This is a genomic window from Ruegeria lacuscaerulensis (genome assembly GCF_013034685.1).
In the GTDB taxonomy this organism is placed as follows: Bacteria; Pseudomonadota; Alphaproteobacteria; order Rhodobacterales; family Rhodobacteraceae; genus Ruegeria; species Ruegeria lacuscaerulensis_B.
On sequence record NZ_WQGO01000005.1, the window covers coordinates 18,129 to 31,158 of the forward strand.

Annotated in this window: 12 protein-coding genes; 6 read left to right on the forward strand and 6 right to left on the reverse strand. The window is 56.8% G+C overall.

Annotation, left to right across the window (positions count from 1 at the left end):
- The first annotated feature begins 4 nt into the window (after window positions 1-4).
- A complete protein-coding gene (locus GOV80_RS13710; RefSeq protein WP_170785540.1) occupies window positions 5-1,300 on the forward strand; it encodes a gluzincin family metallopeptidase in 1,296 nt (431 codons plus the stop codon).
- A gap of 147 nt (window positions 1,301-1,447) precedes the next feature.
- Window positions 1,448-2,038, forward strand: a complete 591-nt coding sequence (locus GOV80_RS13715; protein WP_170775708.1) for a pentapeptide repeat-containing protein — start codon at window positions 1,448-1,450, stop codon at window positions 2,036-2,038.
- Between the two features lie 57 nt (window positions 2,039-2,095).
- Here the strand turns inward: GOV80_RS13715 and GOV80_RS13720 are convergent, their stop codons facing one another.
- The 6 genes from GOV80_RS13720 to GOV80_RS13745 all read right to left on the reverse strand — a co-directional run bounded on the left by GOV80_RS13720 (window position 2,096) and on the right by GOV80_RS13745 (window position 9,915).
- A complete protein-coding gene (locus tag GOV80_RS13720; protein ID WP_170785542.1) occupies window positions 2,096-3,835 on the reverse strand; it encodes a tetratricopeptide repeat protein in 1,740 nt (579 codons plus the stop codon).
- Window positions 3,836-3,959: 124 nt separating this feature from the next.
- A complete protein-coding gene (locus GOV80_RS13725; RefSeq protein ID WP_331252154.1) occupies window positions 3,960-4,601 on the reverse strand; it encodes a GNAT family N-acetyltransferase in 642 nt (213 codons plus the stop codon).
- 204 nt (window positions 4,602-4,805) lie between these two features.
- Entirely contained in the window at window positions 4,806-5,750 is a 945-nt protein-coding gene (locus GOV80_RS13730) for an ABC transporter substrate-binding protein (RefSeq protein ID WP_170785544.1), read from the reverse strand.
- Between the two features lie 41 nt (window positions 5,751-5,791).
- On the reverse strand, window positions 5,792-6,799 hold the full coding sequence (locus tag GOV80_RS13735; protein WP_170355083.1) for an ABC transporter permease: 1,008 nt from the start codon (window positions 6,797-6,799) through the stop codon (window positions 5,792-5,794).
- Window positions 6,796-8,322, reverse strand: coding sequence for a sugar ABC transporter ATP-binding protein (locus tag GOV80_RS13740; protein WP_170785546.1), 1,527 nt, complete (start codon window positions 8,320-8,322; stop codon window positions 6,796-6,798). The genes GOV80_RS13735 and GOV80_RS13740 overlap by 4 nt, the downstream gene beginning before the upstream one ends.
- Before the next feature lie 39 nt (window positions 8,323-8,361).
- Window positions 8,362-9,915, reverse strand: coding sequence for a UxaA family hydrolase (locus GOV80_RS13745; protein WP_170785548.1), 1,554 nt, complete (start codon window positions 9,913-9,915; stop codon window positions 8,362-8,364).
- An 83-nt stretch (window positions 9,916-9,998) separates the two neighbouring features.
- Between GOV80_RS13745 and GOV80_RS13750 the strand changes: the two genes are divergently transcribed.
- Genes GOV80_RS13750 through GOV80_RS13765 form a run of 4 tightly spaced genes read left to right on the forward strand, consistent with a single transcriptional unit; the run spans window position 9,999 to window position 13,030 of the window.
- Window positions 9,999-10,736 carry a GntR family transcriptional regulator gene (locus GOV80_RS13750; protein WP_170775696.1) on the forward strand — a complete coding sequence of 246 codons (738 nt, stop codon included), beginning with the start codon at window positions 9,999-10,001 and terminating at the stop codon, window positions 10,734-10,736.
- Entirely contained in the window at window positions 10,733-11,785 is a 1,053-nt protein-coding gene (locus tag GOV80_RS13755) for an aldo/keto reductase (RefSeq protein ID WP_170785550.1), read from the forward strand. The genes GOV80_RS13750 and GOV80_RS13755 overlap by 4 nt, the downstream gene beginning before the upstream one ends.
- On the forward strand, window positions 11,775-12,203 hold the full coding sequence (locus GOV80_RS13760; protein ID WP_170785552.1) for an RbsD/FucU family protein: 429 nt from the start codon (window positions 11,775-11,777) through the stop codon (window positions 12,201-12,203). The genes GOV80_RS13755 and GOV80_RS13760 overlap by 11 nt, the downstream gene beginning before the upstream one ends.
- Complete coding sequence (locus tag GOV80_RS13765) at window positions 12,200-13,030, forward strand: amidohydrolase family protein (RefSeq protein ID WP_170785554.1); 831 nt, start codon at window positions 12,200-12,202, stop codon at window positions 13,028-13,030. Before GOV80_RS13760 ends, GOV80_RS13765 begins: the two co-directional genes overlap by 4 nt.

Genomic DNA, 13,030 nt, shown 5'->3' on the forward strand with positions numbered 1-13,030 from the left:
CCAGATGACTTCACCCGAACAGACACCTGATGACGAACCCGGAACCCGGTTCCTATTGTTCCCACAATCGCCTTTCCTGGAACCCGACGCGGAACTGGAGCTGGTCGAAATCTCGGCCCCGCAGGGCAGCATTGGGCCGGGCCCCTCGGGGCCGCGCATGTATACTGTCAACCCGGTTGGCAAAACCACGCCCTATGGGGCGATAGTTCCCGGCCCCGACGGTCCGGGCATGTATCTGCCACCTTGGAACGGCTATATCCAGCCTCCGGCCATGCCGGACGAGTTCGGAAATTTCATCCATATCGACCCCACAGACCCTTCTTTTGAAGCCGCACATCTGTTTGGGTCTGCACATTTCACCATGGATGTGTGGCAAGGCTATTTTGATCACCCAATCCCTTGGCACTTTGCCCGTGATTTCGACCGGCTGGAACTGTCGCTGCTGCCTAGCCTAGACAATGCGCATATCGGGTGGGGGTTTCTGGAAACCGGCGGCACCCATGACCATGGCGACGAATACCGCCCCTACAGTCTGAACTTTGATGTCGTCGCCCATGAGATCGGCCACGCAATCATTTACAGCGTGATCGGGATGCCCTCGAACGGGGACGCCTCCGGCGAATACTACGGCTTTCACGAGTCTGCCGCCGATATGGTGGCGCTATTGGCCTCGCTCCATTTCGGATCAGTGGTCGAGAGCCTGCTGCAAAACACGCATGGAAATCTTTATACCTACAACCGCCTGAACCGGTTTGCCGAACTGTCCGAGAACGCTCAGATCCGAATTGCCGCCAACAACAAAACGCTGTCCGAGTTTTCCCATGGCTGGTCCAGTGAACATGCACTGTCTGAACCGCTGACCGGCGCGATGTTCGATATCTTTGTCGATATCTATCACGAACGGCTGCTGCTGCACGGGCTGATCTCGCCCGAGGAAGAAGACCTGTCGGACCAACTGGAAGGCTCTCCAGACTACAGCGCCGTCATGCAGGAGATTTTCGACAAACGCTACGCCGAAAATCCCGATGGGTTCCGTATCGCCTTGCTTGAAGCGCGAGACTATCTGGGTACCTATCTGGCCGATACCTGGTCGCGCCTGGATGCGGACATGCTCAGCTATTTCGGCGTGGAAAAAGCACTGCTTGCCGTGGATCAGGAGATCACCGGCGGCGCGTTCCACCAGATCATCGAGGGCAACTTCAGAATGCGCGATATCGGGCTGACAACGGCCGGTCCCCGCCTGCCTGACCCGGAAGAAGACAGCCATTCAAATTCAGTCCGTACGATGGTCCCGGATTGACCAATCGCAAAATTCTTTTTTTTGAAGCCGATTTATGGCATGGAATAGAGGGGTGATTTTTTTGGATTTTCTGGCACGGGGCATCTCGGGCCGTGGTGAAAAGGGTGAACGGTCAAACCCGCGACCCCACAATTGGGAGATGAGTTTATGGGTGAAACATTGCTCAGTTTTTCGGAAGTGCTAATTTACGGAAGAGTCCTGACTGACATTAAGCTGGAAAACAAGAAAAAGGGCGGTAAAGGCAACAACAAGCATCTTTCCGACCAGCTTGAAGATGAGAAAGTTCAGGGCGGAAACGACTTAAAAGCACAGTTCGCCAAGATTTATGGTTTTGCCTATGAAGGCACTTATTACGACCTGCCAGAACCAGCTATTTTTCTGGTTCATGGCGACGGTGACCCCGTAAATGGCAACCCGAATGAACCTCCAAACAATGCATCACGCGCTCCAAGGGATCCTTCGATTGGCGGCGTCGCGGCGGCTGATTACCAAGTAGCAAACGACATCATGGTTTGGCGCTACGAAAAGGCCGATCAGACCATGCGTATGGATGTCACAACCGGTCAGTTCGAACAGGTTCTACTGGACATTTATTTCGGCTTCGACAGCCCGGCGATCAGTGGGGCAAAGGTGTCGGGTGCCAAGGTTAGCGGTGCGAAAGTCTCGGGCGCCAAGGTTTCCGGTGCCAAAGTCAGTGGCGCGAAAGTCAGCGGTGCGAAAGTGCGGGGCGGCGACTAAGCCCCCTTCCCTTTCCCGGTTCAAACAGGGCGCGCAGGGTCGCGCCCTTTTTTATGCTCAAAACCCGGCCTTTTTCAGACCTTCTACAAAGTGTTGGGTGTCATCCTCCAGCCGGTCGGGCAGAACCTTGGCCCACCGTGACAGAGAGAAGTTGGGATGCGCTTCGCGGTGCTTGTCCGCGATCAGACGCGCCATATCCGTGTTCCCCAATTGCGCATGGCTCGCGGCCAGCATCCGTTGCCCCTCGGTTGGGTTGTTCATCTTGTTGACCGTCTCTATCACGTCCTCATAGCGTCTGAGATTGTAATAGGCGCCGCCCAGATGCCACAGGTACTGATCGGGGAAATAAGGGTTCAGCCGCATGGCCTGTTGCAGATGCGTGATCGCCGTTTCGTTATCACCCGAATGGGCCAGAGCGTCCGCGTAATCCGAATGCATATCGGCGTCATTGGGGTTCAGGGCCAATGCACGTTGATAGGACTGAATAGCGGCGTCATGTTCCTTGCGATACAGATGCACATACCCCAATTCACCAAAGCCGCGCGCATCCGTCGGGTCCAGCTCAATCGCCTGTTGGGCAAAGGTCAGCGCCTGTTCAAACGCCTTGGACGGGTCATCACTCCAGGAATAGCGCCAGTCGATGTTCAGCGTCCGTGACAACGCCGCCGCTGCGCGTGCATAGCCGCCGTCGCGTTCCAGCGCGGATTGGTAAAAGTTCTTCGCTTTACGATTGTCGTTGCGCGTGTATTTGAAGATATGGTGTTGGCCCTGAAGAACCGACCCATAAGCCTCAAGATCAGAGGGGATCGCCTGGATCATCCGCTGCTTTTCATGCGACTCGATCATGACGGCGGTCGCAGCGACGATACATTCGGTGACTTCGTCCAGAATGTCGAAAATATCGTCGATATTACGGTCGAACCGTTCCGCCCAGATCGTGCGTTCACTACTGGCATCCACCAACTCGGCCGAGATCCGGATCCGACTGGCTGATCGGCGTACGCTGCCCCGCGCGATATAGCGCACGTTTAACCGCTGTGCGGCGTCTTTCGGCGGCATGGATTGCGCTTTGAAGAAAAAGGACGAGTTACGCGCGATGATGAACAGGTTCCTGAACTTGGACAGGTTCATGATGATGTCGTCTGTCAGACCTTCGGCCACCCAATTATCGGACTCGTCCCCGTGGCTGGCAAAAGGCAGCACGGCAACCGATGGTGTATCAGGACGTTCGAGAATATCCCCCAACACTTCGGGTCGCATCGTTCCCGCCATGGTTGCGCCTGCAACCTCGCTGCGGACGCAATAGGTCGACACCGGGTTCATGATATTCTTGAGCTGCTTGGGCCCCAAAAACTCATAGCCATAGCGCAGGCGGTTGCAGACCTGATCATAGACAGCCGAACTAACATAGACACGCTCGGGCTCGGCGATCTCTTGCAGCCGTGCGGCGATGTTGACGTTATCGCCATGAATGCCGCGATCGTCGATCAGGATTTCCCCAAGATGAACGCCCGCACGGAATTTGATTCGCTGGTCTTCGGGACCGGCACTGTTATGCGCGCTGGCGATACGATGCAATTCGACACCAAACTCGACCGCGCTTGTTGCTGTTTCAAACAATGCCAAGATGCCGTCGCCGCGCACCTCGACCACCCTGCCCTGGTGTTTTGCACAGGAAGATTCGAGATCAGAAATCAATGATTTCAGCGCGTTATAAGTATCTAACTCATTTTGACTCATCAATCGCGAATACCCGACGACATCGGCGAACAGAACAGCGCCAAGCTTTTGAGTCATCGTAAAGTTCGGATTGGTCGTATTCACTGTTTATTCTCGTTTATTTGGCACCGAGCAGGTCCGTGGATCAGCATAAAGCAAATTTTGAAATTTAACGACTACTTGCGGTATTAACGACTTTCACTCAACCACTCTTGCACTTCGGCGGCCATGTCCAAGCCGCAGACGCATTCGGCCCCAACGAGACCTGTGTATCGTCAGACAGTTCGGCCGCCAAAGCGTCGCGTCGTTTCGCCCAATCGCCTTTGAGAACACCCACAACAACCATGTCGTGAAACTGCCCGTCTGCAAACCAGGCTTCACGCATGGTCCCTTCGACCTGACATCCTATCCTTGCAACCAGATCGCGGCTGCTGGTGTTGTCCGCCCGATAATAAGAGGTCAAACGGTTCAACCCTAGTTGCCGAAAGGCAAAATCTACCACCAAAGCCGTCGCTCGGATACCAACGCCGGTGCGTCGCGCGGATTTGTCGACAAACATTGCAACCACTGCATCCCGGTTTACCAGCGACACGCTTTCGATCCCGGCCAGGCCAACCGCTTCACCAGAGCTGTTTTCCACCACGAACCAACATTTGCACCCCGCTCCTTCGGCGGTGAACACGGCCTTCCAACTTTCTTCTGTCTGAAACTGGTTCAACGGAACCCGCGATGTCCGATCAAAAAGCGCAACGTCTTCAGGGTCTTGGAACCAATGGGAGATGACCTCAAGATCCGCTTTCTCCATCGGGCGCAATCTAAACTTATTACTCAAGTTGTCTGACACTTAAATCAACCTTTAAACAAAATCTTAACGATCCACTGAAAGACACTAGCACACTAGATGTGGAAATACGAATTCAGAAACCTCAATTCGGCGCATAGTTGCCCTCGCCTTAAAGTTTCATCTTAATACTTCCTGATCGAGTAGCGCAAACAAAACCGGCCCGCCGCAGAACGACGGGCCGGTAAACCGTGAGTGGGCTTGATCTTAATCGTACAGAACCGCCGCGATTTTTGGATCGTCCATGTTCGAGGCGTCATAGTAGTAGAAACCGGTGTCGATCAGTGCCGGAACCTCTTCACCTTTCAGTGCGGAAACGGCGGCCTTGACGGTCTCGTAACCGATCCCAACTGGGTTCTGAGTGATCGCACCAGCCATCAGTCCGCTTTTGATTGCGTCCTTCTGCGCTTTGCCGCTGTCATAGCCGATGATCACCAGACCTTCGGTGCCCAGTTCCTGAACACCGTTCACAACACCGATGGCCGAGCCTTCGTTGGTGCCGAAGATGCCGTCCAGATCAGGGTTAGCCGTCAGGATCGCCTTGGTAACTTCGGTCGATTTCAAGTGGTCGCCCTGGCCGTACTGAACTGTGACAACTTCGATGTCAGGATATTTTTCTTCGATACGGTTCACAAAGCCATCGCGGCGGTCGATACCGGTGCGGCTGGTCTGGTCGTGGGCCACAACAGCAACCTTACCTTTTCCGCCCAGCTTCTCGGCCATCTTGTCGGCAGCCAGACCCGCAGCGGCCAGGTTGTCGGTGGTTGCGGTCGAAACAGGGATGTCGCTGTCGACACCACTGTCGAACGCGATGATCGGGATACCCTTGTCATTCGCCTGACGCAGCAGCGGGATAGCCGCCTGGCTGTCCAGCGCAGCAAAGCCGATGGCTTTGGGGTTGTTGGCAAGAGCAGCGGCCAGCATGTCGATTTGGCGGTCGACCATTGTTTCGTTGTCGGGGCCTTCAAAGGTGATGGTTACGTTGTACTCGTCAGCTGCCTGCTCGGCGCCGGATTTCACCGCCTGCCAGAACTGGTGTTGGAAGCCCTTCGATACCAGCGGAATATAGATTTCTTCCGCTGCGGCTATCGAGGCCGGACCTGCAATCGTGGCTGCGCTCAGCGCACCCAGAATGAAACGACGTGAAAACATGTTTTTCTCCTCCACAGTTGGTCGTTTTATAGTTGGTTTCTTCAGCCGGACTTTTTGCGCCGTGCCATGTCGGCATAGACCGCCAGAATGATGATTGCGCCGGTGACAACGGTTTGCCATTCCTGCGCCACGGACAGCACGCGCAGCCCGTTGGTCAGGACCGCCATGATCAGCGCGCCGATCAGCGTGCCCAGAATGGTACCGCGTCCGCCCGAAAGCGACGTGCCACCGATTACCACGGCTGCGATCGCCTCAAGCTCGTATCCCAGACCCAGCGCAGGTTGCGCCGAGTTCAGGCGCGAAGCGATCAGGATGCCGCCGATGCCGCAGATTGCACCCGCCAGAGCGTAGATGCGCATCTTCCAGGCGTCGGTGTTCACACCCGACAGGCGCACGGCCTCTTCGTTCGAACCCAAGGCGAAAGTGTAGCGGCCCAGAACCGTACGGCTCAGGATGTACGACGCTGCAATCGCCACCAGGAACAGGATCAGCACGCCGTTCGGGATGGGCAGCGCCGGGAAAATCTCTCCGATCAGCGACCCGCGTGAGATCTGGTCAAACCCCGGCGTGTCGTTGAAATAGATCGGCCGCGTGCCCGAGATGACCAGCGACAGGCCTTTCAGGATCAGCATCATGCCAAGCGTGGCGATGAAAGGCGGGATCTTCATCTTGGCAACGAAAGTGCCCGAGCAAAGCCCACAGAACGCGCCCGCCGCGATGGCTGCCGCCACGCCCAGCAGCAGGGGCATCCCCAGATAGGTCAGCACCACGCCTGCGATCACGGCGCAGAAAGTCATCAGCGTGCCCACCGAAAGGTCGATCCCACCTGTGATGATCACCAGCGTTGCCGCCACCGCCAGCACCCCGTTCACCGAGGTCGCCTGCAAAATGGCGATCATGTTCGAGGTCTGCATAAAGTTCGGCGACGCAATCGAGAAGCCGATCAGCAGCGCGATCAAACTGGCAAAAGCCAGCAGCTTTTGATACGCGCCGCTGTCGGACAGTCCCGCGAGTGGTTTTTTCTTTTCAACGTCTGTTGCCGTGGTCATTGTGGTGCCCCCGTTACCTGCATAGCCGCCGCGCGTTGGGTGGCCAGATGCATGATGTCTTCCTGAGTAGTGTCTTTTCCGCCGGGCAGAATGCCGGTCAGCCGGCCCTCGCACATCACCGCGATTCGATGGCTCAGGCGCATTATCTCGGGCAGTTCCGACGAGATCACGATGATGGTCTTACCCTGCTCGGCGAGTTCTTCGAGCAATTTGTAAATCTCGGACTTGGCACCAACGTCGATGCCACGCGTGGGTTCGTCAAAGATCAGGATATCGCAATCACGCAGCAGCCATTTTGCAATGACGACCTTTTGCTGATTGCCCCCTGACAGCAGTCGGACCTCTTGCACGTCCGAGGGCGTGCGAATGCCCAACTGCGCGATATATCCCTTGGCCGTGGTGCTGATTTCACCGTCATTCAACACCCCTCCGGTGCCGGTGAACAGATCCATCGAAGCCAGCGCAATGTTGTCGCGCACGTTCATGCCGGTGGCCAATCCGAAATGCTTGCGGTCTTCGGACAAATAACCGATGCCCGCCCGCACCGCATCCTTGGGCGACTTGATCGAGACCTCGTGCCCGTGCACGCGGATCGTTCCGCTGTCCTTCACATCGGCGCCGAAAATCGCGCGCGCAACCTCGGTTCTTCCGGCTCCCATCAGGCCCGCGAACCCCAGAATCTCGCCCTTCTGGACCGAGAAGCTGACATCCTTGATCTCTTTGCCGCGATTCAGACCAGAAACCTCAAGCGAAACTTCGGCATCGCCAAGATCCGGCACGTCCAGAGGTTTCTCGTTCACCTCACGCCCAACCATCATGGCGATGATTTGGCTGATTGGTGTCTCGGCAGCGCCCACGGTGCCCACATATTCGCCATCGCGCATCACGGTGACGCGGTCGGCGATTTGCTTCAGCTCGTCCATTTTGTGGCTGATATAGACGATGCCCACGCCCTCGGCCTTGAGACGGCGTATGATCACGAACAGTTCGGCGATCTCGGCATCGTTCAGAGCCGCTGTGGGTTCATCCATGATCAGAACCTTGGACCGGTACGACAGTGCTTTGGCAATCTCGACCATCTGCTGTTTCGCGATGGTCAGGCTGCCCACCAATGTCTTGGGGTCCAGCGACAGGTTCATCGAGGCGAATATCTCGGCCGTTTGTGCGTTCAGCGCGGCCTCATCCAGACGACCGAAGCTTTTGCGCGGTTCGCGACCGATAAAGATGTTCTGTGCAACGGTCAGGTCGTTCATCAGGCTCAGCTCCTGATGGATGATGCCAATGCCCAGATCCTGCGCCTCGCCGGGCGTGGTCGGGCTGACCGACTTTCCTTCGATCACCAGATCACCACCGTCGCGCTGATAAATCCCCGACAGGATCTTCATCAGCGTGCTTTTCCCGGCGCCGTTCTCGCCCATAAGTGCGTGAACCTCGCCCGAAAACAGATCGAACTGCACTGTTTTCAGCGCGTGCACGCCGGGGAAATACTTTTCGATCCCCGTCATGTCGACCAGTTTTGTCATGTTCCCTCCCATTGTACCCTCATCCCCTAGGGTGTGTGATTACATTACGGCGCCGATCTGCCAGGGGACGAATTCGACCCCCCCAAATCCCAGCTCTTCGCTTTTGGTTTTCTCGCCCGAGGCAACGCGGATTAGAATTTCGAACAATTCCTCTCCTTTCGCTTCGATGCTGACCCCATCGGTGATGATGTCACCGCAATTCAGGTCCATATCGTCGGCCATCCGCGCGTACATTTCAGAGTTCGTTGCCAGCTTGACGCAAGGGGTCGGCTGATAGCCCGAGACCGAGCCCCGTCCGGTAGTGAAAACGATCAGGTTCGCCCCTGAGGCTACCTGCCCCGTGACCGAGCATGGATCGAAACCGGGGCTGTCCATGAAAACAAAGCCCTTTTTGTCGACAATCTCGCCGAACTTGTAGACATCCCGCATCGGCGCTGTGCCGCCCTTGGCAACAGCGCCGAGCGATTTTTCCAGAATGGTCGTCAACCCGCCACGCTTGTTACCCGGGCTTGGGTTGTTGTCCATCTCGCCGCCATTGCGTTCGGTATAGTCCTCCCACCAATGAATGCGCTCAATCAACTTGGCGCCCACTTCAGGCGTTTCAGCGCGGCGGGTCAGTAGGTGCTCGGCCCCGTATACTTCCGAGGTTTCCGACAGGATTGTCGTACCACCGTGGCGCACCAGAAGGTCGGATGCATATCCCAGTGCAGGGTTTGCAGTGATGCCCGAATACCCGTCCGAGCCGCCGCATTGCATTCCAACCGTAATCTCGCTGATCGGCGCGGGTTCGCGTGTCACTTGGTTGGCAAGTTCGGCGATTCCCTTGATCTCGGCCAAACCTCGTTCAATCGTACGCCGCGTGCCGCCCTCGCTCTGAATGGTCATGTAGCGCAGCGCACCATCGGGGCGGATCGGACGACCCCCCACCAGGTCGGCTACCTGCATCACCTCACAACCCAGTCCGATCAACAGAATACCGGCAAAATTGGGATGCTGCGCATAGCCCGCAAGGGTGCGGAACAAAGTGGCATAGCCCTCATCCTTGCCGGACATGCCGCAGCCGGTGCCATGCACAATCGGCACCACGCCGTCCACGTTCGGATAAGCTTCCAACAGCCCTGATTTCTCGGCTGCTTCCGCAATGAATCGCGCGACTGAACCCGAACAGTTCACTGTGGTCAGAATGCCGATATAATTCCGCGTCCCCACCTTGCCGTCTGCACGGTGATAGCCCTGAAAAGTTCGTTCTTCTGCGATCTTCGGCAACGGGTCATTGGCCGACGCATATGCATAGTCCTGCTGATGCGCCCCCATGCCCAGATTGTGTACATGAATATGCTCACCTGGCGCGATGTCGGATTTTGCCTGCCCGATGATCTGACCGTAGCGGATGACATTTTCACCAGCCCGAATCGGTTCCACTGCGATTTTGTGGCCCCGCGCAATCTGTGACGTCAGCGGAGCCGAAACATCCGCCAACTGCTCCCCCGCCTGCAAGTCGCGCAGAGCGATCACAATATTGTCATCCGGGTTCAACTTCACGACGTCTCGCGCCGCCTTCTCCAGAACATCTATGCCGCCGTTTGCTTGCATCACTTCCCCGCTTGCTTGGTCATGTTGCTAAGTGGAAAATCTGTACTTGTCAACTAACATGTTAGAATGCTAAATCACAAACCATGAACAAACCTCAGGACATTGACGCCGCTTTGCTGCCCGTGATCTCGTCAACGGAAGGGTCGCTGACCCAACGGGTTCATCAATCTTTGAAGCAAGCGATTCTGGCGCTGGATTTTCCACCCGGCGCAAACCTGCGAAAAGCTCCGGTGTGCGAGCGTCTGGGTGTGTCACGCGCACCCGTCGCTGACGCAATCGCGCGGCTAGCGTCCGAGGGACTGGTGGATGTGGTCCCGCAATCGGGCACCCGTGTGTCCTATTTCTCGATGGACGAAATCCGCGAAGGAGTTTTTCTGCGCGAAGCGCTGGAGCTGGCCACTGTCGCCAAGGTCGCGCGGGATCTGACCGAGGATCAGCGTAAACGGCTGAGCCGCAACATGCGCTTGCAAGAGCTTTTGATCGAGGACGAGGACATCCCCGGATTCTATCAGGCAGATGAAGAGTTCCACAGCATGCTGATGGATTTCACCGGGTTTCATCGCCTTGCGGATGTGGCGCAGACGGTGTCGCTTCAGGTCAGCCGAGCCCGTATGCTTCTGTTGCCGACACCTGGCCGGGTGGTCGAAACTTTGGCCGAACACCGGGCCATCTTCGATGCAATCGCCAATCGGGACGAACGCGCCGCACAAGACGCGATGCATATCCATTTGGGGCAGTTGATGCCACGCCTAGAAGAACTCGAACGGCAAAAGCCCCATTTGTTCAACCTCACACAAAAGTCGAATTGCGAGACCGAATGACCGTTTCCCAGACAGAACTACTGAACAACCGCACAGCACGCCCTGTCCCTTTAACCCGCATGGGCTTTGGTGGTGCGCCGCTGGGGAATCTATACCGCAAGGTTTCGGATGCTGACGCGCAAGCGGCTCTGCAGGCGGCTTATGATTCAGGCATCCGCTTTTTTGATACCGCACCGCAATATGGCCTTGGTCGATCCGAGCAACGTTTTGGCGAAGCAATCGCCCGATTTGGGCGCGAGAACATCCAGCTGTCGACCAAGATCGGGCGGCTTCTGCTGGATTGCGAACCCCACGAAGTGACACCCGAAGCCTTTGTCGACGTACCACAGAAACGGATCGTGTTCGACTACACCTATGACGGTGTAATGCGGTCATACGAGGCCAGCCGTGAACGGATTGGTGTGGCTAACGCCGATATCCTTCTGGTCCATGACGTCTGCGTTTTCAGTCAGGGCAGCCAAGAGATGTCCGACGCCAAAGTGCGCGAGCTGTTTGACGGTGGCGGGTACAAGGCGCTGGTTGAATTGCGTGAAGCGGGTGAAATCGCGGCAATCGGCGCAGGCGTGAACGAATGGCAGGTTTGTGAAAAACTGTTAGGACTTGGCGATTTCGACGGGTTCCTACTGGCCGGTCGCTACACTTTGCTGGAGCAAGAGGCTTTGGACAGTTTCCTGCCGCTTTGCGAAAAACGCGATGTCGGGATCATTCTGGGCGGCCCCTACAATTCGGGCATTCTGGCCACGGGCGCGGTTCCGGGTGCTAAATACAACTACGCCGACGCGTCCGAAGACATTTTGGACCGCGTGCGCAAGATCGAGGCAGTCTGCGCCGCGCATAACACACCGCTGATCGCTGCAGCACTTCAATTCGTTCTGGGCCATCCCTGCGTCAAGACTGTCGTCCCCGGCGCGGTCAGCGCCAGGGAAGTTCAGGCAAATGTCGCGTTGCTGGATCGCGAGATTCCAGCCGGTCTCTGGTCGGATCTGCGCAGTGAAGGCTTGATCCGGCCCGATGCACCCCTGCCAGCGGAGCTTGCCGATGCTACGTAATATTGATCCAATCCTGTCCCCGGACTTGCTGCACACTTTGCGGGCAATGGGCCACGGCGACGAGATCGTTATCGCCGACGCAAATTTCCCAGGCACAAGCACCGGACCAGACTGTATCCGCGCCGACGGGTCATCCGCCAGCGATGTCCTGCGCGCTGTCCTGTCGGTTATGCCGCTGGACAATTTCGTCTCCGACCCCGCTTTGACCATGCAGGTGGTCGGTGATCCGGATGCGGTGCCTGACGCTGTGGCGGATTTTCAGCGCATCATCAACGAAACCGCTGACAACCCGGCTGATGTACAGGGGCTAGAGCGATTTGCATTCTATGACCGCGCAGCAACGGCCTATGCCATCGTACAAACGGGTGAGCGCAGGCTCTATGGCAATATCATCCTTAAAAAAGGGGTGATCGGTTGAAAATCGACGCGCATCAGCATTTCTGGTCAGTCGCGCGCAACGACTATGGCTGGCTGACCCCCGATCTGGCAGCGATCTATAGAGATTTTCTGCCGCATGATCTGTCCCCCATGTTGGAGCAGGCAGGCATCGGTGGCACGGTGCTGGTACAAGCAGCTCCGACTGTAGCTGAGACAGAATATATGTTGTCGCTGGCTGATCAGGCTGCCTTTATCAAGGGCGTTGTAGGTTGGGTTGACTTCGAAGCGTCGGCTTCACCAGCACAGATCGCTGCTCTGGCACAACACCCCGCTTTGGTCGGTTTGCGCCCGATGATCCAAGACATTGAAGATCCCGACTGGATGCTGGGCGACGCACTTACACCTGCCTTCGCAGCACTGCAATCCCATGATCTGACATTCGATGCGCTGACCTTGCCGCAGCATCTTGGACCTTTGCGGCAGTTGCTGGCTCGGCATAAGAACATGCGTGTGGTAATCGACCACGGCTCCAAACCCTTAATCCGCGACGGTGTGATCGAGAGTTGGGCCGAGGATATGGCAGCGCTGTCCCGCGACACCGATGCGTTCTGCAAGCTATCCGGACTGGTGACCGAAGCAGCATCGGATTGGCAGATCGACGATTTGCGCCCTTATGTTCAGCACCTTCTGGATACGTTTGGCCCATCGCGCCTGATTTGGGGCAGCGACTGGCCAGTCTGCACGTTGGCCAGCTCTTATGAACGCTGGCTGGAAACCACCGAAGCGCTTCTCAGCGCGCTGACTCAATCCGAACGCGATGCGATCCTCGGTGGGAACGCCGCGCGCGCTTACAATCTTAGGACCTGA